This window comes from Altericroceibacterium indicum, from assembly GCF_009828105.1.
GTDB classification, from domain to species: Bacteria; Pseudomonadota; Alphaproteobacteria; order Sphingomonadales; family Sphingomonadaceae; genus Altericroceibacterium; species Altericroceibacterium indicum.
This window is the reverse complement of sequence record NZ_WTYQ01000002.1, coordinates 505,485-529,539: the sequence shown is the minus strand read 5'-3', so window position 1 is coordinate 529,539 and position 24,055 is coordinate 505,485. Positions and strand designations below refer to the sequence as shown.

Here is a 24,055-nt window from a genome sequence, read left to right as displayed (position 1 = left end):
TTCAGCCTTTCATCAGCCCTTCATCGCGTGGGCGAGAGTATTGAGACGGGTCCGGATCGAATTGTCGACCCGCTTGGAACCGATAGTGACGACGAGCCCACCCAGCAGATCCGGGTCAACGCTCGTATGAATCTTAACATTGCGACCTTCGCGTGCCTTCAGCTTCTGTTCGAGAGAAGCGATCTGGTCTGCACTGAGGGCATGGGCGGTGGCCACTTCCGCTGTGACTTCGCCACGCTGTTCAGCGGCGATGGTCTGGAACGCACGAATGATCGCGGCCAGCTTGGTCACGCGGCGGTTTTCAGCCAGCACGCCCAGGAAGTTGCGCGTGATGGGCGAAATCGCCAGCAATTCGGCAATACCATTCATCACCTTGCCGAGATCAGCACGGCTGATTTCAGGATTGTGAATCAGAGCACGCAGTTCAGCCGATTCGGCCAGTGCGTCCTTGAGTTTAACAAGATCAGCTTCGACGGCGGTCACATTGCCGGATTCTGAAGCTAGGTCGAACAAGGCCAGGGCGTAACGCCCGGCTAGGCTGGCCTGAATACCGGCGGAAAGCTCCACGCGTAAAACCCCTCTCACTATCCGAAGAAACGGAAAACTATGTCACTACCAAATCGGACACGCCAAAAGGCTCCTCGGTAGGACTGGCGCGCGACTACCACCGAGGGGCTGGTGATGCAACCCGAGTCGCACTCCAATTTGCCCCAGAGTGACAGAGTGTGGCCAAAATATTGCAGAGTCAGCGCTCTTAGTTCTCGCTTACGTTGCACTTATACACCAGCCTTTCGTTGGGCTTGACCGGAAGCACGGCAAGAACACTGTTCTGCCGATTGCCGAAATCACTCACGGCTGTTTCGTCAGCACCACAAGTGGGGGCCTTATATTCTGAGCGGGCAGATCTTGCGGCAGCCATTTCCTTATGGCCAAGGAGATAGCGGTCCACGCGATATTCCTTGCTGGCGGGGTGATAGCTGGCAATTGACACAGCCGCTTCATTATCGGGCACCAGAATGCGTGACCAATCGCCATTGGCCCTGCCATATTGGGTTCGGCCGTTGACGCAGCCTTCATCGGTCCAGGTGAAATCCACACTGTCATCGGCTGCACTGGTCACCCGGCTGCGTGAAATATCCAATGTGCAGGAGAGTTTCTGCTGTGTGCCGGCGTTGGCGATAGAGGCGGGCACTTCTGGTTCGCTGGCTGGGCTTTCGGAGCGCATTGCACTTTCTACCCGATCATCCAGATCCGCAAAGCTGGGGCGCATCGCCCATGCTGCAGCGGAACCCAGCAGGAACACAAAGGCAATACCGCCTGCGATCATGGCCGGGCGATGTTTCTCACGCTGATAGGAAATCAGCCCAAAGCCGCCTGCGCCAAATGCAATCATGAGGAGGACCGTGGCCAGAGCCATCCCATCTTCGCGTTCCTGAATCAGGGCGAACTGTTCTTTGCGCTGAACACTCTCGCGGCGGCGGGAAAGAGCATTGGCTTCATCTTCACGAGAGATGCGCGCATTCATCTGCTGCTGCTGTGACCTTTCGCGTTCCGCCTGATCGAGATCGGCGAGGCTGCGACAGGGCAGGCTGTTGACTTGCGGGGTAATGTTGTTGGCGCGAAGGAAGGGGAGTAGCTCGCGATTGGAAATAGCGAAAAAGAACTCAGCATCGGCGCCATCGCTTTCGGCGCCGAAGGAATTGACGCCAACCACGCGCCCACAATTGTCGAGCAAGGGGCCGCCACTGTTTCCACGTGCGATGGGCGCAGTGTGGAGCAGCGTGTCAAAATCACGCGTCGGCCGGTCACCGGAAAGGAAGCCGGTGCTTTTAACAGGAGGCTGGGCCTTGAAAATGTCATCCATACTGAGGCCCTGCGCCCGGTCTACATTCATCGGATAACCGACCGCTGTGACCGAGCCAGAGTCATTATCTGGATTGCCTGACAATGTGAGTGGCGCAAGGTTCAGCGCGCTGGTTGTGGCAATCAGCGCCAGATCATTGCGCTTGGATACAGTGATGAGCCTTCCATAAACCGCCTTGCCGCCATCTGACGGCACAATCCCAATTGCCAGATCTGCATTGTTGCGTGCTTCTTCCACCACATGCGCATTGGTCACGATTCGCTCCGGCGTGACGGCAAAGCCAGACCCGTGCGACACCGGATAAACATCGCCACCATCGCGTTCGACAATGATGATGCGGACCACACCGCGCGCGGCAGCGTCAATGTCGGATCGTTCCGCATGAGCGGCGCTGGTCACGGCACATAGGGCTACCAAAGTCATAATGATTTTGGTGAAGCAGATTGCGGGAAGGGAGGATATTTTGTCAGTCATCGCGGCCTTTTTCGCCTGCCTTTGGTTTGAGCGCAAGAATCGAGACGCTCTCATGTGACACTTTCTCTATAGTAAGAGCCATGATGATGGGTGATCTTTTGGACCATACGGCCATGGAAGCCGCTTTTGCTGCACGAGACCGGGCAGCCGATGGGTGCTTTGTGGTTGGTGTGTTGACGACCGGTATTTATTGCCGCCCCAGTTGCCCGGCTCGCCGGCCCAAGCCGGAGAACACCCGGTTCTATCTGAAGGAAGAAGATGCGCAGGCTGCGGGCCTGCGCCCCTGCAGAAGATGTCGGCCCGATGAAGTGGCGCGAGACAGGGCGGCGATTGATCGGGTGCTGGCTTTGTTAAAGCGTGACCCCTCAGCGCATGGTCTGGATGCGCTGGCGGATGAGGTGGGCTATTCACCCTCGCATCTCCAGCGATTGTTCAAGCGCGATATTGGCCTGTCCCCTGCCGCTTATGCCCGCGCTTTGCGCAGCCAAAGGGCGCAAGACATGCTGCAAGGGGCAAGCGATGTAACAGACGTTATATATAAGGCGGGTTTTGAAAGCCCCTCCCGGTTTTATGCAGCAATGGAAGGCAGGCTTGGCATGACACCCTCTGTATGGGCCAAGGGCGGCGAAGGCATGACGATTCGCTGGGCGCTGGTGAAGACTTCTCTGGGCGAGATGTTGGTCGCGGCGAGCGATAAGGGCGTATGCCGCCTGGCGTTCAATACGCCGGCCGAAGATCTGGTAAAGACCTTCCCGCGTGCAACGCTGGTGCCAGGTGGGGATGCCTTCACCGAACTACTGGGAAAGGTGATTGCTGCAGTTGAAAGCCCAAGCGATGTATCGGATATTCCGCTCGACGTGCAGGGCACCGCTTTTCAGGAACGTGTCTGGCAGCAATTGCGGCTTATCCCCAAGGGCGAAACGCGCAGCTATGCAGAGCTTGCTGCGGCAGCGGGCAATCCCAAGGCGATGCGCGCGGCCGGTAGTGCCAATGGGGCCAATCCGGTTGCGGTGCTGATTCCCTGCCATCGGGTTATCCGGGCAGATGGTTCTATCGGCGGCTATGCTTTTGGGACAGCGATCAAGGAAGAACTGCTGCGCCGTGAAAAGGGTGAGAGCTGATCCGCGCTAAACAAAGCTGTAAGGATCAATATCCACACCTACGCGGACACCTTGCGGGAATTTCAATGCGCCTAGCCATTCGCGGATGATGTTCTGGACCTGCGCCGTGCGCCGAGCATTGATCAACAGGCGATAGCGATAGCGTCCACGCAGCAAAGCCATCGGGGCAGGGGCCGGGCCGAGCACCATCACATCGGGTAGGTCTGGCCGTGATCCCCCAATTGCACGGGCAGCATCACGCGCTTCGGCTTCATCTTCAGATGAGACAATAATCGCCGCCCAGCGCCCGAACGGCGGGGCACCGGCATGGCGGCGGGCTTCGGTTTCGGCACTGTAAAAAGCATCGCGGTCCCCAGCGGCGAGTGCCGCAATGACCGAAGCTTCGGGATGGCGCGTTTGAAGCAGCACTTCACCCGGTTTCGATCCGCGCCCCGCGCGCCCGGCAACCTGTGCCACTTGCTGATAGGTCCGCTCCGCTGCGCGCAAATCACCGCCTTCAAGGCCTAGATCAGCGTCAACTACACCCACCAGAGTGAGTTCGGGGAAGTGGAAGCCTTTAGTAACAAGCTGCGTGCCCACAATCACATCAATGGCCCGCCCTTCCGCCTGTGCGACAAATTCGGCGGCCTTTTCCGGCGAATTGAGCGTGTCGGATGTCACCAGCGCCACGCGGGCTTCAGGTAAAATCTCACGCACTTCATCCGCGATCCGTTCCACACCAGGGCCGCAGGCGACAAGGCAATCCTCGGTGCCGCATTCCGGGCAGGCTGGCGGGGGGCGGGTTTCATGGCCGCAATGATGGCAGGTGAGGCGGTTCGACAGGCGGTGTTCCACCAGCCATGCGCTGCAATTAGGGCATTGGAAACGGAAACCGCAATGGCGGCACAGGGTGAGCGGCGCATAGCCGCGCCGGTTGAGGAACAGCAAGGATTGCTCACCCCGCTCCAGTCGCAATTTCATCTCAGTCACGAGCGGCGGGGCCAGCCAGTGCCCACGTTCAGGTGGGGTTTCACGCAGATCGACAATGGAAATTTCCGGCATCTGCGCCCCGCCGAAGCGGCTTTCCAGATCGACCTTTTCGTAAATCCCCGCTTCGGCCATTTGCAGGCTTTCCAGCGCAGGCGTCGCACTGGCGAGGACCACGGGAATTTTCTCAAACCGCGCGCGCATCACCGCCACATCGCGGGCATTATAGCGCACGCCGTCATCCTGCTTAAAGGACACCTCATGCGCTTCATCCACCACGATCAGGCCCAACGCAGCATAGGGCAGGAACAATGCAGAACGCGCGCCCACAACCACTTGCGCGCGCGCCTTGGCATCGCCATTGGCAATCGCGCGCCATGCGCGGCGGCGCTCTGTGCTTTTGAGTGAGGAATGCCAGACAATCGGCGCCACCCCGAAGCGCGTTTCAAACCGGCGCAGGAACGCCTCAGTCAGCGCAATTTCGGGAAGCAACACCAGCACTTGTCTCTCATTCGCCAGCGCTTCGGCAATGGCTTCGAAATAGACTTCCGTTTTGCCCGAACCTGTCACCCCATCGAGCAGGAAGGGCGTGAATTGCCCGCCGCGCATGGCATGGATAAAGCGGTTTGCTGCTTCTTGCTGGCTTGGGTTGAGCACCGGCTGGGCGAAATCCGCCAGCGCACGAGGGTAGGGCCGGTCACAATCCACCTCGACAGGTTCCAGCACCCCTTGAGTGACCAGACCGCGCAAGACGCCCACGCTCACACCCGCCAGTTCGGACAATTCGCGCATGGTGGCCTGCTCACCCTGAAGCGCGTCCATCGCCTTTTCACGCTGCGGGGTCATTCGGTCAGGCTCGCGGTCACCCAGCCGATATTCGGTCATCGTGGCCGGGCCTTTCAGCGCCCCGCCACTAGCCAGCACCATCCGCGCGACAGAGGCGAGCGGGGCGCAATAATAGTCGGCGGTCCATTCTACCAGACGGCGCAATTCGGCACGCAAAGGCGGCACGGGCAGCTTGCCCAGCAGTGGCCGCAGCTTGTGATCTGGAACCGTGGCAGCAGGTAGTCGTTCGGTTTCCCAGACAATCCCGGTGATTTGGCGGGGGCCAAGCGGTGCCAGCACCACAGAACCGGGCCCCACCTGCATTCCATCGGGAACACGATAGTCGAGCGGGCCTAATGCGGCATTGAATATGACAAGTCGGACGCGGTTCATGAGACGCTGCCTATATGGGCAGTTAGGGCATCGCGCTACAAGCGCCAAGATAAAGAGGTCGCTCTGATGGGTGAAATGGTTTTGAATGAAGGCACGCAAGGCATGGCAAAAGCTACTGTCGGACGGCGCAATTTTCTCGGCAAGGCGCTGATGGGTGGTGCATTGGCAACCAGCCTGCTTGCCCTTCCGGCCTGTCAGAGCATGGGAGGATTTAGCCTGACTGAAGCTGTCCGGCGGATGCTGTTGATTTCCAGCGACCGTGCCTTTGCGCAATTAACCGCACCGGGCGGTTTTTGGGATGAACAGGTCGCCAAGGTCGGCTTTGGCAACATGCTCGGCGCGCGCGGTGATACGCTGTCATCCATCCTCACATCGGCCTTGTTCAAATCGCGGCTGGAAGATGCCTTCGCCGATATTGCCATAGACGCATCCTACCGTGCGGCCCCGGTGGTGACAGAAGCGGTCAAAACCATCGGTATCAGCAATGCGCTGGCCCTCATCAACGGCGGGCCGACGGCGGCGACCAGTTTCTTGCGCCAGAATATGAGCCAAAGCTTGCTGGAAATTCTGGTGCCCGAAGTCAGCGACGCCTTGCGTGTGGCGGATGATCCGCTGGTAGGCCAGGCCCTGTCCGCTCTGACCGGCATCAACATCGCCGGAGCGGCCCGCAGTTTCTCAGCTGAAGTGGAAAACGCCATCTGGAATCAGATCGGCGTGGAGGAAACAGCGATCCGTGCCAACCCGTCGAGCACGCAAGATCCGATGCTGATTAGCGTGCTGACGGGGGCAAAGGGCCTGAGCCGCTAGGTCATAAAAGAGATAACTAACCCCAATTTTCGTCATTCCCGCGCAGGCGGGAATCCAGTTGGCAAAGGTAAAAAGCCGAAGCCGTTGTGCAGAAATGGGGAGCAGGCGCCCCTAAGGCAGCTTGCGCTTGTTCATCTGCGTTGCATCTGGATTCCCCCCTGCGCGGGAGTGACAAGGGTATTTAGACTATTTCTGTATTGGGAGAAGCGCAGGAAGCCGAAAGGGCACTTCCGACGAAAACCCAAAAACCGCGTTCCCACTTTCGTCATTCCCGCGTAAGCGCGAATCCAGCAGCAATGCCATCAGGAAGTGCAACCTGGCCTTTGTGGTCCCCGCCTGTGCTGGAATGATGAAGGTAGATAATCGGCTTTCTTTGCCTTTCACCATGACCAGCATCATAACGCTTGAATAGAGGGGGTGGCACTGGCGGGCCTTGGCTCTTATAGCAGCACCAACAGACTCAAACTGCCCGACCGGAGCCACCATGAAATTCTTCGCTGACACTGCCGACACTGCCGCCATCAAGGATCTTGCTGCAACCGGTTTGCTGGATGGTGTCACCACCAATCCTTCGCTGATCGCCAAATCCGGCCGGGATTTCATGGAAGTGACCAAGGAAATTTGCGGCCTTACCGATGGCCCGGTTTCTGCTGAAGTTGTCGCTCTCGATCATGAGACGATGATGAAAGAGGCAGAAGTCCTGCGTAAGATCGCGGATAATGTCTGCATCAAGGTGCCGCTGACGATTGATGGCCTCAAGACCTGCAAGGCGCTGACCTCTGAAGGCACAATGGTCAATGTGACGCTGTGCTTCTCGGCCAATCAGGCGCTGCTGGCTGCCAAGGCTGGCGCGACTTTCGTGTCACCTTTCGTAGGCCGTCATGATGACAATGGTTTTGATGGCATGTCGCTCATTAGCGATATTCGCCTGATTTATGACAATTACCTGTTTGAAACCCAGATCCTTGTCGCATCTGTGCGTCATGCGACCCATGTGCTGGAAAGCGCGCGGATCGGTGCGGATGTTGCCACTATGCCGCCTGCCGTTATCAAGGCGCTGGCCAATCATGTGCTGACCGACAAGGGCATTGAAGGCTTCATGGCTGATTGGGCCAAAACCGGCCAGTCCATCATCAAGTAAGCAATTTGGCTGAAGAAACACCACTTGATCGGTTCCGGCTCGCGCTGACAGGTGCCACCCGTGCGCTTGGGCGCGACCCGGAAGCTGATGTGTCCTGGAGCCAGGACAAGCCGCAGGATGTGGGCAAATCCATGCGTGTGCCGATGCCTGCGCGCTCGCTTCCTGCCGAACAGGTCCGCGAAGCACGCGGCGCGGCCGATAGTTTTGCACTGAAAATGCGGTTTCACGATGATGTGATGCATCGCCGGAATATGCCCACTGAACCCAAGGCTCGGGCCTGCTACGACGCGATTGAGCGGGCCCGTTACGAAGCCCTGGGTGAAAATAATTACACCGGGATTCGGGACAATCTGGAAAGTGCGATCGTCTCGCGCACGAAGAGTGATCCGATCTCCAAGGCCCAAAATTTCGAGGACGTTCCGCTCCAGACCGCGATTGGCCTGATGCTGCGGGAACAGCTTACCGGGCAGCCGATCCCTGAAGCAGCGCGCGAAGGCGTGGAACTGGTCCGCGAATTCGTTGAAAGCCGGACGGGGGATGATTTTGAACGTCTGACGCAATCGCTCGACGATCAGAAAGCCTTTCAATCGCTGAGCCTTGATTTGCTGAAGCATCTCGACCTTGTAAAACAGGAAGAGGACGACAATTCCGGCGAACAGGACGAAGGCGAAGAAGAAAGCGGCGATGAGGAGCAGGAACAGCCTGACGATCAGGATGATTCTGCGGATGAATTGCCGTCACAGGATGTCTCCGGCGAAAGCTCCGAAAGCGAAGACGGCAGCGAATCCGATCAGGAAAATTCGGGCGAAGACGATGTCGGTGACGGCGAAGGCGGTGATGAGGGCGAAGATGGGGTGCTCCCCATGCGCGCCAACCGCCCCTGGACCATGGACCCGGACACGTTCGAATATACCAGCTTCACCACAGAATTCGATGAAGTCGTTGAAGCGACTGAACTGTGCGATCCGGAAGAATTGCAGCGCTTGCGGGCCTATCTTGATAGCCAGTTGACGGGGCTTCAAGGTGTGGTGACACGTCTCGCCAACCGCTTGCAGCGCCGCCTGATGGCGCAGCAAAACCGCGCATGGGATTTTGATCAGGAAGAAGGCCTGCTCGACGCCGCAAGGCTGGCGCGGGTGATCGTGTCGCCCGGTTCCTCGCTCTCCTACAAGGTGGAGCAGGACCAGGAATTCAAGGATACCGTCGTCACACTGCTGATCGACAATTCCGGTTCCATGCGTGGGCGGCCCATTTCTATCGCGGCGATCAGTGCAGATATCATGGCCCGCACGCTGGAACGCTGCGGTGTGAAGGTCGAAATCCTCGGCTTCACCACGCGCGCCTGGAAGGGGGGGCAATCCCGCGAGAAGTGGCTCAACAGCGGCAAGCCTGCCACGCCGGGCCGGCTCAACGATCTGCGCCACATCATCTACAAAAAGGCTGACGAGCCGATGCGCCGCGCGCGCAAGAATCTCGGCCTGATGATGCGCGAAGGTCTGCTCAAGGAAAATATCGACGGTGAAGCGCTGCTCTGGGCGCATGAGCGGATGCTCAGCCGGTCAGAAGATCGCCGCATTCTGATGGTGATTTCCGATGGTGCGCCAGTCGATGATTCGACGCTGAGCGTGAACAATGCGGGCTACCTTGAAACCCATTTGCGCAAGGTGATCGACTGGATCGAGAATAAGAGCCCGATCCAGCTTGTCGCTATCGGTATTGGCCATGATGTGACCCGCTATTACAAACGCGCGGTGACGATTATGGATGTTGAGCAATTGGGCGGCACGATCATCGAACAACTCGCTGATCTGTTCGAGGTGGAGTGAAGGGCGGGGGCCTTTCCTGCCAGCTCCTGCTTGACCAGTGCCACTGCTTCGGGCCAATGCGCTGGCATGACTGATACCCCGCTCAAGCTGTTCAATTCGCTGACCCGCCAGCTGGAGACATTCCAGCCCGTCCACCCCGGTGAAGCGCGGGTCTATAGCTGCGGGCCGACGGTCTATAATTACCCCCATATCGGCAATATGCGTGCCTATGTGTTTGCCGATGTGCTGGGGCGCACGCTGAGTGCCAATGGCTATAAGCTCACTCATGTCATCAATATCACCGATGTCGGCCATCTGACCGATGATGCCGATGCGGGCGAAGATAAGCTGGAGAAGGCCGCCGCCGCCAATGCGCAATCCATCTGGGACATCGCGCAGCATTATACGGAAGCTTATTGGGCCGATATCAAAGCGCTCAACATCCGCCAGCCCGCCCATTGGTCCATCGCCACCGATTATATCGAACCGATGATCGACTTTGCCAAAAGCATCGCGGACAAACATTGCTACGAATTGCCCTCCGGCCTTTATTTCGATGTTTCGACCATCGAAGATTATGGGCGGCTGGCACGAGCAAAGACTGACGATGAAGGCGAAGGCCGGATCGAAGCGGTGGATGGCAAGCGCCATGCGGCCGATTTTGCCATCTGGCGCAAGACACCCGAAGGCGAAAAGCGCCAGATGGAATGGGATTCTCCGTGGGGAAAGGGGGCTCCCGGCTGGCATCTGGAATGCTCGGTCATGGGTGAGAAGCTGCTCGGCTTTCCCTTTGATATTCACACTGGCGGGATTGACCATCGTGAGATTCACCACCCGAATGAAATCGCGCAGAATCAAGCATTTTGCGGCTGTGGTGGGCTGGATGATCCGCTCCATTCCGGAGCGCGGATCTGGATGCACAATAATTTTCTGGTCGAACGCTCTGGCAAGATGAGCAAGAGTTCAGGCGAATTTTTGCGCCTGCAATTGTTGATCGACAAGGGATATCATCCGCTGGCCTATCGCCTGATGTGCCTGCAGGCGCATTATCGCAGCGAACTGGAATTTAGCTGGGATGGCCTTGGTGCAGCGCTCACCCGGCTGAAGCGTATGGTGATGGTGGCGGAGCGGCTTGCCGATGCGGAAGAGGGGGGCAAGATTCACCCGAAATTCCAGCCGATGATCGATAAGTTCGATGCCGCAATGGCCGATGATCTTAACACTTCTATTGCGCTCACTGCGATGGAAGAAGCTTTGGCGGTGAAGAAGGTCACGCCGGAAGCCAAGCGAGCTGTAATCGCGCAGATGGATGCGGTGCTGGGCCTTGGTTTGCTCAAGCTGACCCGTTCAGAGTTGCGGATCAGGCCTAAATCAGCGGCAATGACGGAGGATGCGATTACGAGTGCGATGGAGCGCCGCAGTCAAGCACGTGCTGCAAAAGACTTTGCTGCTTCAGACTCGATTCGTGATGAATTGGCCGCGCATGGCGTGGAAGTTATGGATGGTGACCCACTGGGTTGGGAATGGTCGCTCGGCTGATAGTCTGCTGGCGCGGCGTAGCGCCTTTATCTCTGCCGATCTGATTGCGACGCGCTGCGACCCGAAGCGCGTATGCGAAGAGGGTGTTCGCCCTCATGCAGCCTCTCGCTTTTATCGAGCAGGCTTAGGTGCATATGTTCAATTGTCTTCCAGCAAAAGTAGCTCCGCTGTCACGACCATGTGCGGTTCGGGCAGCATAGTGTGATCTACGGCAGAGATGGTTGCATCGGCCACCAATTGCCCCGGAATCGTAAATTCATGCTCTGGAAGCTGCGTGATGAAATGTTCGGCCGCTTCCACCGCCTGTAGCCCATGGAAGCCCAGCGTGACCGTATGGCGTGCGCCAGTAAAGGTGATACTGGCCCAGCCTTTTTCCTCGTGGCGAAGCCACTCAGCACGGCCTTCTGTTAATAGATCGATGGCTTTACGCAGATGTTCCGTAGTGCCTCGCCTGATCATCCGCGATTGAGAGAGGCTTGTTTCAATGTGCATGAACATGTTCCCGATAGGTCTGCATGAAACTTTCGATCCGTTTCTCTGTCCCGCCGCGCGGGATACGCCCGTTGCGCAGATCAATGACGAAACGTGGATCATGGGCCGCGAGGCGACCAAATTTGGTGGCGGGCATTCCCGTGCTGCGTAGGAAAACCTCTATTTTTCGAATGAGCATCTTACCCCTTTCTGCCCTAGGCATCTGACGAATCAGTGAGGTACGAAGAGATTGCGAAGGAAATCCTACTTGTCTAGGAAAAATCCTATAGTATAGAGGTGCTCCAACGAGGGAAGAACCACAAATGTCGTCTAGCTTTCAGGATAAACTTGCTGAACTTGCTAAAAAATCAGGGGTTAGTCTTGCGTCCCTATCCCGTATGATCGGCCGTAATCCGAGCTACCTTCAGCAGTATATCACGAAAGGCAGCCCTCGGAGGCTGGAAGAGCGCGATCGTGCTAAGTTGGCCGAGTTCTTTGGTGTGCCGGAAACCTACCTTGGTGGGCGACGAGAGAAATCCTACGATTTTCCTGCTGCGCGCAGGAAATCCGACTGGGTCGAAGTTCCGCGCCTGGCGCTCGGTGCTTCTGCCGGGCCGGGGGTGCTGGGGGCAGAGGAAATGGTCTTCGATACATTTCGTTTTTCGCGGCGATGGCTGAGGCAGCAGGGGCTGGACCCTGCCATGTTGTCGGCGATTCGTGTGGTGGGGGACAGTATGGAACCGCTACTCCGCGACGGGGATGAAATTCTTGTGGACCGTAGCCCGGTGGGGTTCCGCGAAGGAGTGCATGTTTTGCGGTTGGGGGAGGCCCTGCATGTCAAACGTGTGCAGGCAGGGCCGCCGGGGCGCATTGTTCTGATCAGCGAGAATCAGGCCTATGCGCCGATTGATGTCGCCGTGGATGAAGTGGCGCTGATCGGGCGGGTTGTGTGGAAGAGCGGGCGTTTATAGCAAGGGGCTCCGTTCTGGCGTTGCAATCGTGATGTGGTGTGGCCACATTCTCGCCCATGACTGGAACTTCCCCCTCGCCCTTGCGTGCCGCCCTTATTCCCGTAACCCCGTTGCAGCAGAACTGTTCGCTGATCTGGTGCAGTGAAACCATGCGCGGTGCGCTGGTGGACCCGGGCGGTGATCTGCCCAAAATCAAGGAGGCGGTGGCCAAATCCGGCGTGACGCTGGAAAAGATCATTATCACCCATGGCCATATCGATCACTGTGGCCAGGCAGGGATTCTGGCGAAGGAGCTGGGTCTGCCCATTGAGGGGCCGCATGAGGATGATCGCTTCTGGATCAGCCGGCTGGGTGATGACGGGGCCAAATATGGCATTCAGGGTGAGATATTTGAACCGGACCGCTGGCTTGCAGATGGCGACACGGTGCATGTCGGCAGGCTGGAACTGGAAGTGATCCATTGCCCGGGGCACACGCCTGGGCATGTGATATTTTTCCACCGGCCGACTCAATTCGCCTTTGTCGGTGATGTGATTTTTGAAGGATCGATTGGGCGAACCGACTTTCCCTTGGGGAATCACCAGGATCTGCTTGATTCGATTACAAAGAAACTGTGGCCTTTGGGCAATGGGGTGACCTTTGTTCCCGGCCACGGACGGCCCAGCACCTTCGGTAAAGAGCGCCAAAGCAACATGTTTGTAAGCGATAGCGTGATGGCGGCGCAAAATATGGGGCAGGCGTAACACCGCGCGCCGCTTGCAACTTGCCGAGAAACAGTTATATGGCGCGCCTTCACCGGATGGCTGGCCCTTCGCCGTCGCCCTTGCGCGAAGCGGGGGCTTGGACTAGGCCGACCACCAGAAACAGTAGTTTATTCAAGGAACAGGTGCCGCAATGGCTGTCCCTAAAAGAAAAGTATCGCCACATCGCCGGGGCAATCGCCGGTCGCATGACTCGCTCAAGGTCGAAGCATTCCACGAATGCTCCAACTGTGGCGAACTTAAGCGCCCACACAATCTTTGCACGCATTGTGGCCACTACAACGGCCGCGAAATCGTCTCGGTCGGGCTGTAAGCCAGCTCAATCGGACCGGAGGATAAGCGCATGAGCCTACCGCGTATCGCAGTGGACGCGATGGGCGGGGATGAGGGCGTGCGCGTGATGGTATCTGGCGCGGCCTTGGCCCGCCGCCGTCACGAGCAATTCAAATTTCTGCTTGTTGGGGATGAAAAGCGCATCAAAGCTGCGCTAGACAACCACCCCAATATGCGGGGATCCTCTGAAATCCTGCATTGTGACGATGTTGTCGGCAGCGATGAGCGGCCGACACAGGCTTTGCGTCGTGCCAAGACGACCAGCATGGGCCTCGCCATTGACGCGGTAAAACGTGGCGATGCCGGGGCGGCTGTTAGTTCGGGTAACACCGGGGCGCTGATGGCAATGAGCAAGCTCTCCTTGCGTACTCTGCCGGGGATTGACCGTCCTGCGCTGGCGGCTTTGCTACCCACGCTGGGCGACCATGATATGATCATGCTCGATCTTGGAGCCAACACCGATTGCGACGCGCGTAATCTGGTGCAGTTTGCCATCATGGGCGCAGCCTATTCGCGAATCGTGACGGGGCAGGCTTTACCACGTGTGCGGCTGCTTAATATTGGCACGGAAGACATCAAAGGCACCGATGTCCTTCAGGATGCTGCGGCAAAGCTGCGTTCGGCAACCGGCCTTACCATGCAATTTGAAGGTTTCGTCGAAGCTGACAAGATCAGTCGCGGCGATGTCGATGTGGTGGTGACGGACGGCTTTTCCGGCAATATTGCCCTGAAAGCTGTTGAAGGCGCTGCCCGTTTTGTGGGTGACCTTCTGAAGCGCAGTTTCATGTCATCTTTGCGCTCGAAGATCGGCTTTCTGATCTCGCGCCCGGCGACTGACCTTCTGCGGCATCATCTCGACCCTAACAATCACAATGGCGCGGTTTTTCTTGGGCTGAATGGCGTGGTGGTCAAATCGCATGGCAGTGCCAATGCAGTGGGTGTTGCCAATGCTGTGGCGGTGGCTGCACGCCTGCTGGAAGATAATCTGACCCAGCGCATTTCGACCGATCTTGCCGAGCTTGGCGAAGAACGTCTGCGCGAAACATATCCTTCGGGAGCTGCTAAATGATCCGTTCAATCATCAAGGGGTCAGGCTCTGCTCTGCCACAAAGGCTCGTCACCAATGAAGAGCTGGCACAGAAGGTCGACACCAGCGATGATTGGATCAGAGAGCGCACGGGCATCACTCAGCGCTATATAGCGGGCGAAGGTGAAACCACTGCAAGCCTTGCCACTGATGCTTCGCGCCGGGCGCTGGAAGCTGCTGGCATTGACGCTTCGGCAGTGGATCTGATTGTTCTGGCCACGGCAACGCCGGACCAGACGTTTCCTGCCACGGCCACCAAGGTTCAGGCGGCGCTCGGCTGCAAGGGCATTCCCGCATTTGACGTGCAGGCTGTATGCTCTGGGTTTCTTTACGCATTGGCGACGGCTGATTCGATGATCCGGTCGGGAATGGCGCATTGTGCATTGGTGATCGGTGCGGAGACATTCAGCCGTATTCTGGATTGGGAAGATCGCACCACTTGCGTTCTTTTCGGGGACGGTGCCGGTGCCATTGTGCTTAAGGCAGAAGACGTCGCTGAAGATGGGCCGGGTGTTCTGACAACCAAGCTTCACGCCGATGGTGCACATAATGATATGCTGTTTGTCGATGGTGGGCCTTCGACCACGCAAACTGTGGGCAAAGTCCGCATGAAAGGGCGTGAAGTATTCCGCCACGCGGTGGTGAATCTCGCTGAAGTTCTCACCGAAGTGCTCGACAGTTCAGGCTATTCTGCCCAGGATGTCGACTGGGTGGTGCCGCACCAAGCCAACAAGCGCATTTTGGATGCAACGGCCAAGAAGCTTGGCCTTGCGCCTGAGCGGGTTGTGGTGACGGTCAATTCCCATGCCAACACCTCCGCAGCCTCAGTTCCGCTGGCTTTCGACGTGGCGATGCGTGACGGGCGAATCAAATCAGGGCAGCTTGTCATGTTCGAAGCTATGGGCGGCGGATTTACCTGGGGTGCCAGTTTGGTACGCATTTAGGTTAACGTTTGGTTGAAATACGTTTACGATTATCCAGAGCTCTCATTGCAATTGATATATAACAAGCTAAAAAGGCGGCATTGGGTCGCTTTCAATGCTTTTAGATGAGAGAACGATGGACAATATGCGATCCGTTGGGACGTTGACGCGAGCTGACCTTGCCGAGACTATTAACCGGAAAATGGGCTTTTCTCGTGCCGAGAGCTTGTCGATGGTTGAGTCTATTTTAGAGAAAATGTGCCAGGCGTTAAGCGACGGTGAAAATGTCAAAATCTCCGGTTTTGGCAGCTTCGTGCTGCGTGACAAGACAGAGCGTATTGGGCGGAACCCCAAAACGGGTGTTGAAGTTCCGATTACACCACGCCGCGTGATGACATTTCGTGGCAGCCAGAAACTCAAAGACCGTATTGCGGCGGGTTCTTGATGGCAGGCAGTCTTCCTTCCCTCGAATTTGATGATGGCAAAGATGCCGATGCCCTGCGCACGATTGGCGAAGTTGCCAAGGCATTAGGGTTGAAACAGCATGTGCTTCGCTATTGGGAACAGCAATTTCCGATGCTCGACCCGCTGAAACGAAGCGGTGGCCGACGATATTATCGCCCAGCAGATATTCTGCTTGTTCAGTCAATTGACCAAATGGTTAATGGAATGGGCTTTACTCTTAAGGGTGCACGGTTGGCGCTCGAAAAGGGTGAAGTGCCTGCCTCCCACATTGCTGAAAAAGCGGTTGCCGATAAACACTCTGTGCAGGATGTATTGATGCAATTGCGTAAAATTCGTTCGCAGCTTTCTGCGGCTCTCTCTCACTAGAGAAGCAGCGTTAATCTGAATTGGGACCACGAAAGTGTTTGCGGGTTGAAACACGGTTTCAACCCGTGACTTGCGGCCCCAATTCCGGATCAAGATCTCGCGGTCGAGCCAGATAGACCAGACTCCCACATCCCACATCGCAATCGGCCCAATCATCAATATTGAGCTTTAATACCGCATAGGTCGCAGTTGGGTACTTCTTGGCTACGGCGGATAGCAGGTCATTTCGCTGATCCTCTGCCACCAGTTCCAAAATCAATTGCTGTAGCCCCGGATTATGCCCTGCAAGCAGTAAGCGTTCCGGATTGCCAGTTGTGGCTTTGAGCAAGTCGATCAGGCTTTGCGCATCGGCGAGATAAGCACGTTTTTCCCACGTGATGGGGGCATCCACATGGGCCGCTTCCAGCGTGCGTTTCACCCGCGTGGCAGGGCTGGCCAGAACCTGATCCCAGTGAATGCCGTGTTTACGAATATGGTCGCCCATCACTTTAGCGCCGCGTTTGCCGCGTTCGTTCAGACCCCGCTCGAAATCGCGCAAGGCCAGATCATCCCAATCCGACTTGGCATGGCGCAGCAGGCCGAGACATTTCATGCTGAGATCATCTTCCGGCACTCACCCTTCATTATGCTGTGGCGCCATCGTATCGGCGGCTTCAGTGTGCCCGCCAGAAACACCGAGCGCCACACGATGTAAAGCATCCTCTAGCGGAAGCCGGATCACCGGTGTTCCATTCGGGAAAGCGGTGAGCAGGCGTGAAGGGAAGGCGGGAGACAGGACAATGAAGTGCCCCCGGTCATCCTTGCTACGGATCAGCCGCCCGAAAGCCTGCGCCAAACGAGCACGGATAATCCGGTCATCATAGGCTGAACCACCGCCTGCCGCGCGCCGCGCACGGTGAAGAATCGATGGCTTGGGCCATGGCACCTGTTCCATCACCACGCAGCGCAGGCTGTCGCCCGGCACATCCACTCCATCGCGCAAGGCATCGCTGCCGAGCAGCGAAGCACGTGGGTCATCACGGAAAATATCGACCAGCGTGCCCGTGTCGATCGGATCGACATGCTGGGCGTAAAGCGGCAGGCCATTGCGCGCCAGCCGGTCTGCAATGCGGCCATGCACGGCGCGCAACCGGCGGATGGCGGTGAACAGCCCAAGCACCCCGCCGCCGCTTGCCTCAATGATCCGGGCATAGGCTCCGGCGAGAGCGGAAAGATCGCCTTTCTTCACATCGGTGACGATCAGAACTTCGGCATTATTGGCGTAATCAAACGGGCTTTCCGCTGCGGACAGGCGCGGTTTCACATCGATATGGGCGACGCCTGAACGATTGATCGCAGTGCCCCATTCGATACCATCTTCGCCGCGTTCCGATAGGGTGGCGCTGGTCAGCATTACGCCATGTGCGGGTTCCAGCACTGTTTTGGCAAAGGGCTTCATCGGATCGAGAAAGCGCCGGTGGATACCAATGTCATATTCGCGCGCTTCGGAGCGATCGACCGCGAGCCAGTCCACAAAATCAGGATCAGTCGCGCCGCCCATCCGGTTGAGCAGCGATTCCCATGCGGTGAGCGTTTCAATCCGCCAGTTGAGTGAACTGCGCACACCTTCAACCCGCGCCCGTCCGGGGCCATCGAGCCAATCTGGCGGATTTTCCACCATCGCTTCAAGCTGGAGGGCGAGCTTCATCAATGGCGAACGAATGGCGGCAAGGGCGGATTGCGCATGGCCGGCTACTTCAACAAAATTGCCTTCAAGCTGGGCGGCTTCGGTTTCAATGCCATAGCCCATTTCCTGCCCGCCGCTTTCATCGCGGGCGTAGGTGAGGGCGCGCACGGCCCCCAGCAATTCCTCTATCGGGCCGGATGGCGTGCCATCGGCCAGCCGTTGCAGCCAGCCACCGGAAGGCAGGCATTCCGCCGCCTCGCAAGCATCGGTGACACATTTTGCCCCGATCTCGTCATAAGAGGCCACATCGGCAAGGCGCGCAGAAAGCCCGCGGCGGCGCCCGCGTGATCCGCGTTCCGGCCCTAAGATCCAGCGGCGCAGCTCAATCGCTTCCATTCCCGTCAGCGCAGCGGCAAAGGTGCTGTCAGCGGATTCGAAAACATGATGGCCTTCGTCAAACACGATGCGGGTGGGGCGCAAGGCATGGTCGCGCCCGCGTGCAGCATTGATCATCACCAGAGCGTGATTGGCGATCACCAGATCAGCTTGTGCTGAATCGCGCGCTGCCCGTTCGATGAAGCATTTGCGGTAATGCGGGCAGCCCGCATAGACGCATTCCCCGCGTTGATCGGTCAGCGAAGTGATCCCGCGCTTGCGGAATAAGGTGCCCAGCCAGCCCGGAAGATCGCCGCCGATCATATCGCCATCAACGGTATAGGCGGCCCAACGCGCAACCAGTTGAGCCAACACGGCCGCCCGGCCGCCAAAGCCGCCTTGCAATGCGTCTTCCAGATTGAGCAGGCAGAGATAGTTTTCACGGCCCTTGCGCACCACCACCGGCTTACTGCCATCGGCGCGTCGAGCACCCCAAGCGCGCGCGCTCTCACGGCGAAGCTGGCGTTGCAGATTTTTGGTGTAGGTTGAGACCCAGACGGTGCCTTGCGATTTTTCCGCCCAAAGCGAAGCCGGCGCAAGATAGCCGAGCGTTTTGCCAACGCCAGTCCCGGCCTGTGCCAGCAGCACATGGGGGCGATGTTCGCGGTTGCGAGGGGCAAAAACATGCGCCACTTCGCGCGAATAGGCCCGCTGGCCTTCGCGCTTTTCAGATCCCTCGCCAGTGAGATGTTCCAGTCGCGCTTCCACTTCCATTTCGTCCATCAGGACTTGGGCGGGTTGTGGACGTTCAGGATTTTCCTCCCATTCTGGCAGACGGGAGAAGAGCCAGCGTTCTGCCCGGTCAGGCTGCGCGATATGGGGCTTCAAGATATTGGCCCAGGGCCAGCGCATCCGGGCGAGCGGCTGCAAAATGCTCCACGCGCCTTCGCGTTCGGCCCATTCCTCACTTTCGCACGTTTCCAACAGTTTGCCCGCTGCCTGTTGCAGCAATAGCGGAACACCATCATCGCTGGCAGGTTCTTCCAGCCCTAAAGCATGGGCCAAGCCCTTTGGTGTTGGAACAACAAAGCGTGCCGGATGAATGAAAGCAAACAGCTCAAGCAGGTCAAGACCCGAAAGGTCAGGATAGCCCAGCCTCGTTGCCAAAAGTGGCGCGTTCAGAATCAGCAGTGGCGTATCAGCAGCCGACATCACAGCTTCGCCTTTGGCGACGCTGCGGGTCGCCCCATTGGCATCGCGCAACCATGTGCCAGCATGGCTCGCATGGAGTGCAGGAAGGGGCAAAGCGGGCATGAATTGAGAATGCGATAAGGGCCGCCGAAAGTAAACGGCAGCCCCGATGTTTTCCATGTTGCTTTCGACCCTTTCAGCGTCCTTTAAGTTCTTTTAGGTGTCTTTCAGTCGCTGTTAGGTGTCTGTGGAGGCACGTTCATTCTGGCTTATTTTCCTGACAGCTCCAGTTCTGCGGATCGTTGGGATTGCCCGATTGAAAATGCGCGACCTTCGGAAAGGCGCAGAGTGGGCGGGTGATGGATTGATCGCCTTTGGTGGCAACCAGTCTCTCAGGAGCCTCACCGCTTTGTGACCAGCGGTCCATCGCCATTAAACTGTCGAGCATGTCGGCCCCCGGCCCGCCATGGCAATGCTCCACACCCGGCAGCTCGAAATAGCGCATATTGTGAGCTGCGGCGGGGCTGGTGCGGAGCGCTGAACGGACATAATCCGCTGTCCCAACCGGGCTGGGGCCGGGATCATTCTGGCCATGCCACAGCAGCAATTTTCCGCCCTTACTGAAGAAGGCAGAGAGGTTCGGATTGTCCGCCTCATACATTTCAGCAAAGGCGCTGGAGCGCGCTTTTAGCACGTCGCTGCCTGACATCTTGCTGTAATCAAAGGAGGTTCTTTCAAACAGTAAAGGCGTCAGCCCCGTGATGCCACCACCTCCAGTGCTATCCATCCCTGACCCGTCCGTGGCCATAAAGACGCTCCACCCAGCTTCGCCACCACGGTTCAAAGGGAACATCGCCCAGCTTCCATCGGGCGCTTTGATGCCGTCATAAGCCACCTGCAAAGCCGTAGCTTGAGCGGGTTGCAAGCACTGAGCGCTCTGCCCCTTTTTGCAAATCAAAGCGGCAGGTTTCCAATCGCATTGTTGCGGATCAGTGATGATACCGTCGGCCAGCCCATCATTTTTGTCACACGCCGCTACGCTGGCCTTCTGAGCCAGTTGGAGGTCCGCCTGAGACATGCCTGCACCCGGTCGGGCAAAGAGGTTGTTACGCAAGATAGCGCTCGTCTGGACTTGCAAACTATAGACCGGAGCGCCAGCAATGATCCCGTCATAATCTTCCGGAAAACGCTGCGCTTCCATGAGTGCCATTCGCCCTCCAGTGGAGCAGCCCTGAAAATACGCTTTGTCATGAGGTTTGCCATAATATTGAGAAATCAGACGTTTAGCGCTGGTTGTCATCTCATGGACGGCCCGCCATGCGAAGTCAGTGATGGCCTCCGGATTGCTTGTCCAGCCCATGTTCCAGGGATTTGTGCCGGGATGCCCTCCGTCTGTCTGGGCCGTGGCAAAATTGCGCATCAGACCTTGGGCCGCGCTTGCCAGTGTCACATTGCCAGCCCAGCCGCCTCCACCCAGACCAAGGAGCTTGCCATTCCAGTTTTCCGGTAATCGATAGACCACTCCGATGTTTGAGCCGGCTTCTGTTGAGAGCTTGGCTGTGACTTCGCAATAGGCTGGAAGCCTGGCCTCTTCATCTGCTGCAATCCAGCGCGTTGAAACGGTTTGAGCGCCAAATTCTGCGGCATCCACATGAGCGCAGGAGGCTGCTGAAGTAGTTTGTGCAGCATTTGGATTTACGTTGAAAGTGGCCGCTGGTTCTGTTTGTGGAGCAGTGCAGGCCGCAACAAACATGAGCCCAACCCATGCGGTGCCTATCTTTAAACGCATATTACTCTCCCCATTTTTATGGGAAGAGTAATAGCATGTAACACTCGTTAGGAAAAAGCGATGCGTTAAGCGTCTGTTTTTTCAGGCTGAGCCAATGGCACGGGCTCTTTGAAAGTATGGGTGATATAGGGGAACGGAATTTCGATTTCCGCATCATCCAGTGCTTTTTTGATCGCAAAAACCACCTGACTCTTCACCAGCAAAAAGTCGTGCTGCTTGCTGTCTGTCCACCAGCGGACAAGGAAATCCACTGAGCTTGCTCCAAATTCAGTGGCATACACATCCACATTGCGATCAGGTGCCAAGGCTTCGATAGATTCTACAGCTCTACGAATAGTCGCAGCGGCATGATCGAGATCCGTATCGTAGGATACGCCAACGATCATGTCGTTCCGGCGATAGGCCTGGTCGGTATATATCTTCACTGCATTCTTGAAGATCATGGAGTTTGGCAGGATCGTCAATTCGTTCGAGTAATGGCGAATATGTGTTTCGCGCAGGGTGATTTTCTCAACCTTGCCGAGCACACCATTGGCTTCCACCATATCGCCGATCTGCATCTTCTCGCGCAGCATGATGAGCACGCCGGCGAGGAAGTTTTCAAAAATGTCCTGAAAAGCAAAACCAATCGCAACAGCGCCAACGCCAAGGCCTGCAACCAGGCCACCGGCCGTCATGCCGGGCAGGATAATCGTCAGGGCGATCATCAGGCCGGCAAGCCAAACGGCAAGCTTTACCAGCGTATTCAGCAACTGCTTCAAATCTTCACGAACATGCGTGCGGCTGACAAGCTTGCTCACTATTTTCACGGCAATGCCTGCCAGGATCCAGGTTATAACCAGCACGATAACCGCGATAACCAGGCTGGGCAGGGTGGCGACGAACCCGGTTGCCATCGCCTGCACCTGATCTTCCAGTGTCTTGATGTAATTCACGTAAACTTCCCCTGATGGCTCTGCCCCATAATGACTAGCGGTTGGCCATTGTTCCGTAAAACTGGCATTTCTGTCGCTTCTCATTGCGCTTGGGCCTTGCGGAATGCCCTTCCTTGAGCGAAAGGCGAAGCCATGTTTGACGAAGATATCACCGCCGCCGCCCAAACCTCAAAAACCTGGCCGTTTCAGGAGGCGTTGAAACTCGTCAAACGCTATCCCAACGGGAAACGCGACGCTGAGGGTAATCTTGTCCCTGTCCTGTTTGAAACAGGGTATGGCCCATCGGGCTTGCCACATATCGGGACTTTTCAGGAAGTTCTGCGCACCACTTTGGTCCGCCGGGCTTATGAAGTGCTGACCAATGGCGCGCCCACTCGTTTGGTTGCGTTCAGCGATGACATGGATGGCCTGCGCAAAGTTCCGGATAATGTGCCCAACCGTGAAGTCTTGAGTGAAGAACTCGGCAAGCCGCTCTCCCGGATCACCGACCCTTTTGGTACGTTTGAAAGTTTCGCCCATCATAACAATGCGATGCTGAGGGCCTTTCTGGATCGCTTTGGTTTTGACTATGAATTTATCTCTGCATCATCGCGCTATGACAGCGGAGAGTTTGACGACGCGTTGAAGAACGTTCTGCGCAATTACGGTGCCATCATGGATGTGATGCTGCCCACTCTGCGTGAAGAACGCCGCAAGACCTATTCCCCCATTCTGCCGATCAGCCCCACCAGTGGTATTGTTCTGCAAGTGCCCGTCGAAGTGGTTGATGCGGACAAAGGCCTCATCCGGTTTGAAGATGAAGGCGCCATGATTGAACATTGCATTTTTGGCGGTAACGCTAAGCTGCAATGGAAAGTGGACTGGGCGATGCGCTGGGTAGCACTGGGCGTCGATTATGAAATGTATGGCAAGGATCTCACCGATTCTGGCACCCAATCCGGCAAGATCGCCAAGATTTTGGGCGGGCGCCGTCCTGAAGGCCTGATCTATGAGCTGTTTTTGGACGAAAATGGTGAGAAGATTTCCAAGTCCAAGGGGAATGGTCTCACCATCGATGAATGGCTGCGATACGGGACAGAGGAAAGCCTTGGCTTCTATCTCTTCCGTGAACCCAAAAGCGCCAAGCAACTCCATATCGGTGTGATTCCAAAAGCAGTCGATGAATATTGGCAGTTCAGGGAGCGTATTCCCGAACAGGCTGCGGATAAGAAGCTTGGTAACCCTGTTTGGCATTTGCTCCGGAGCAATGGCTATCAGGGAGGAGATGGCGATACTGTTCCGGTCACTTTCGGCCTGTTGCTTAACCTCGTGGGCGTTTTGGGTGCAGAAGCAGATCGCGATCAGGTGTGGTCCTATCTCGGTAATTATATCGAGAATCCCACACCGGAAGACCATCCGGCGCTTGACGTGATGGTGACCAGTGCGCTCGCCTACAATCGTGACTTTGTAGCTCCAACGCTGAAAAAACGTGCGCCTACTGCAAATGAAGCAGAAGCTCTCAAGGCTCTGGACGCAGAGCTGGCCAAGGCAGGGGACGACACGTCAGCGCAGGATCTGCAAACGGCGGTGTATGAAATCGGCAAGCGTGAGGAATTCGGTTTCGAAAATCTGCGCGACTGGTTCAAAGCCTTGTATGAAACGCTGCTCGGCTCCAGCCAGGGGCCGCGTATGGGCAGCTTCATTGCCCTTTATGGCGTTGCCAACAGCCGCAAGCTGATCGCAGAAGCTTTGGCTCGTTAAGCGACTTCAATCCCTCTCTCGTGATCAAAGACACGAGAGAGGTTTTG

Annotated in this window: 22 protein-coding genes; 13 read left to right on the top strand and 9 right to left on the bottom strand. The window is 57.0% G+C overall.

All coding sequences use genetic code 11. The annotated features are described in order from the left end of the window. Positions 1 to 12: 12 nt before the first annotated feature. Together GRI39_RS07340 and GRI39_RS07335 are read right to left on the bottom strand one after the other, a co-directional pair. Positions 13 to 567 (bottom strand): F0F1 ATP synthase subunit delta, encoded by a 555-nt coding sequence (locus tag GRI39_RS07340; RefSeq protein WP_160739031.1) that lies wholly within the window; start codon positions 565 to 567, stop codon positions 13 to 15. 187 nt (positions 568 to 754) lie between these two features. After that, positions 755 to 2,338 carry a S1C family serine protease gene (locus GRI39_RS07335; protein WP_246204951.1) on the bottom strand — a complete coding sequence of 528 codons (1,584 nt, stop codon included), beginning with the start codon at positions 2,336 to 2,338 and terminating at the stop codon, positions 755 to 757. An 83-nt stretch (positions 2,339 to 2,421) separates the two neighbouring features. Between GRI39_RS07335 and GRI39_RS07330 the strand changes: the two genes are divergently transcribed. Next, entirely contained in the window at positions 2,422 to 3,459 is a 1,038-nt protein-coding gene (locus GRI39_RS07330) for a bifunctional transcriptional activator/DNA repair enzyme AdaA (protein WP_211371512.1), read from the top strand. 6 nt (positions 3,460 to 3,465) lie between these two features. Here the strand turns inward: GRI39_RS07330 and GRI39_RS07325 are convergent, their stop codons facing one another. Then, positions 3,466 to 5,643, bottom strand: coding sequence for a primosomal protein N' (locus GRI39_RS07325; RefSeq protein WP_160739029.1), 2,178 nt, complete (start codon positions 5,641 to 5,643; stop codon positions 3,466 to 3,468). Between the two features lie 66 nt (positions 5,644 to 5,709). Here GRI39_RS07325 and GRI39_RS07320 point away from each other — a divergent pair, with 66 nt between their 5' ends. The 4 genes from GRI39_RS07320 (at position 5,710) to cysS (ending at position 10,935) form a co-directional block, all read left to right on the top strand. Next, the gene (locus tag GRI39_RS07320; protein ID WP_246204950.1) at positions 5,710 to 6,450 is read left to right on the top strand and encodes a DUF4197 domain-containing protein; all 741 of its coding nucleotides are present in this window, start codon (positions 5,710 to 5,712) and stop codon (positions 6,448 to 6,450) included. Positions 6,451 to 6,934: 484 nt separating this feature from the next. Beyond that, entirely contained in the window at positions 6,935 to 7,591 is a 657-nt protein-coding gene (fsa, locus tag GRI39_RS07315) for a fructose-6-phosphate aldolase (RefSeq protein ID WP_160739028.1), read from the top strand. Between the two features lie 5 nt (positions 7,592 to 7,596). Beyond that, the gene (cobT, locus tag GRI39_RS07310) at positions 7,597 to 9,417 is read left to right on the top strand and encodes a cobaltochelatase subunit CobT (RefSeq protein WP_160739027.1); all 1,821 of its coding nucleotides are present in this window, start codon (positions 7,597 to 7,599) and stop codon (positions 9,415 to 9,417) included. 66 nt (positions 9,418 to 9,483) lie between these two features. After that, positions 9,484 to 10,935 carry a cysteine--tRNA ligase gene (cysS, locus tag GRI39_RS07305; protein WP_160739026.1) on the top strand — a complete coding sequence of 484 codons (1,452 nt, stop codon included), beginning with the start codon at positions 9,484 to 9,486 and terminating at the stop codon, positions 10,933 to 10,935. 138 nt (positions 10,936 to 11,073) lie between these two features. Here cysS and GRI39_RS07300 read toward each other — a convergent pair whose 3' ends face one another. Together GRI39_RS07300 and GRI39_RS07295 are read right to left on the bottom strand one after the other, a co-directional pair. Further along, positions 11,074 to 11,427 carry a hypothetical protein gene (locus GRI39_RS07300; protein WP_246204949.1) on the bottom strand — a complete coding sequence of 118 codons (354 nt, stop codon included), beginning with the start codon at positions 11,425 to 11,427 and terminating at the stop codon, positions 11,074 to 11,076. Next, entirely contained in the window at positions 11,417 to 11,605 is a 189-nt protein-coding gene (locus GRI39_RS07295; RefSeq protein WP_160739025.1) for a hypothetical protein, read from the bottom strand. Before GRI39_RS07295 ends, GRI39_RS07300 begins: the two co-directional genes overlap by 11 nt. A 124-nt stretch (positions 11,606 to 11,729) precedes the next feature. Between GRI39_RS07295 and GRI39_RS07290 the strand changes: the two genes are divergently transcribed. From GRI39_RS07290 to GRI39_RS07260, 7 genes are all read left to right on the top strand, one after another. Then, positions 11,730 to 12,377 carry a LexA family transcriptional regulator gene (locus tag GRI39_RS07290; RefSeq protein WP_160739024.1) on the top strand — a complete coding sequence of 216 codons (648 nt, stop codon included), beginning with the start codon at positions 11,730 to 11,732 and terminating at the stop codon, positions 12,375 to 12,377. Positions 12,378 to 12,433: 56 nt separating this feature from the next. Next, complete coding sequence (locus GRI39_RS07285) at positions 12,434 to 13,120, top strand: MBL fold metallo-hydrolase (RefSeq protein WP_160739023.1); 687 nt, start codon at positions 12,434 to 12,436, stop codon at positions 13,118 to 13,120. A 151-nt stretch (positions 13,121 to 13,271) separates the two neighbouring features. Then, complete coding sequence (gene rpmF / locus GRI39_RS07280; RefSeq protein WP_160739022.1) at positions 13,272 to 13,451, top strand: 50S ribosomal protein L32; 180 nt, start codon at positions 13,272 to 13,274, stop codon at positions 13,449 to 13,451. Between the two features lie 30 nt (positions 13,452 to 13,481). Next, complete coding sequence (gene plsX, locus GRI39_RS07275) at positions 13,482 to 14,540, top strand: phosphate acyltransferase PlsX (protein WP_160739021.1); 1,059 nt, start codon at positions 13,482 to 13,484, stop codon at positions 14,538 to 14,540. Then, the gene (locus tag GRI39_RS07270) at positions 14,537 to 15,502 is read left to right on the top strand and encodes a beta-ketoacyl-ACP synthase III (protein WP_160739020.1); all 966 of its coding nucleotides are present in this window, start codon (positions 14,537 to 14,539) and stop codon (positions 15,500 to 15,502) included. The genes plsX and GRI39_RS07270 overlap by 4 nt, the downstream gene beginning before the upstream one ends. Positions 15,503 to 15,626: 124 nt before the next feature. After that, a complete protein-coding gene (locus tag GRI39_RS07265; protein WP_160739258.1) occupies positions 15,627 to 15,926 on the top strand; it encodes an integration host factor subunit alpha in 300 nt (99 codons plus the stop codon). Continuing rightward, complete coding sequence (locus tag GRI39_RS07260) at positions 15,926 to 16,312, top strand: MerR family transcriptional regulator (RefSeq protein WP_160739019.1); 387 nt, start codon at positions 15,926 to 15,928, stop codon at positions 16,310 to 16,312. The genes GRI39_RS07265 and GRI39_RS07260 overlap by 1 nt, the downstream gene beginning before the upstream one ends. Before the next feature lie 58 nt (positions 16,313 to 16,370). On the opposite strand, the gene GRI39_RS07255 is transcribed toward GRI39_RS07260, so the two are convergent. From GRI39_RS07255 to GRI39_RS07240, 4 genes are all read right to left on the bottom strand, one after another. Next, entirely contained in the window at positions 16,371 to 16,925 is a 555-nt protein-coding gene (locus GRI39_RS07255; RefSeq protein ID WP_343033308.1) for a SixA phosphatase family protein, read from the bottom strand. Then, a complete protein-coding gene (locus GRI39_RS07250) occupies positions 16,926 to 19,667 on the bottom strand; it encodes an ATP-dependent DNA helicase (RefSeq protein WP_160739018.1) in 2,742 nt (913 codons plus the stop codon). Positions 19,668 to 19,803: 136 nt separating this feature from the next. Further along, the gene (locus tag GRI39_RS07245) at positions 19,804 to 21,333 is read right to left on the bottom strand and encodes a tannase/feruloyl esterase family alpha/beta hydrolase (RefSeq protein WP_160739017.1); all 1,530 of its coding nucleotides are present in this window, start codon (positions 21,331 to 21,333) and stop codon (positions 19,804 to 19,806) included. A 65-nt stretch (positions 21,334 to 21,398) separates the two neighbouring features. Next, complete coding sequence (locus GRI39_RS07240) at positions 21,399 to 22,352, bottom strand: mechanosensitive ion channel family protein (protein ID WP_211371481.1); 954 nt, start codon at positions 22,350 to 22,352, stop codon at positions 21,399 to 21,401. A 48-nt stretch (positions 22,353 to 22,400) separates the two neighbouring features. On the opposite strand from GRI39_RS07240, the gene GRI39_RS07235 reads away from it, so the two are divergent. Further along, positions 22,401 to 24,008 (top strand): lysine--tRNA ligase, encoded by a 1,608-nt coding sequence (locus GRI39_RS07235; RefSeq protein ID WP_160739016.1) that lies wholly within the window; start codon positions 22,401 to 22,403, stop codon positions 24,006 to 24,008. Positions 24,009 to 24,055 lie beyond the last annotated feature (47 nt).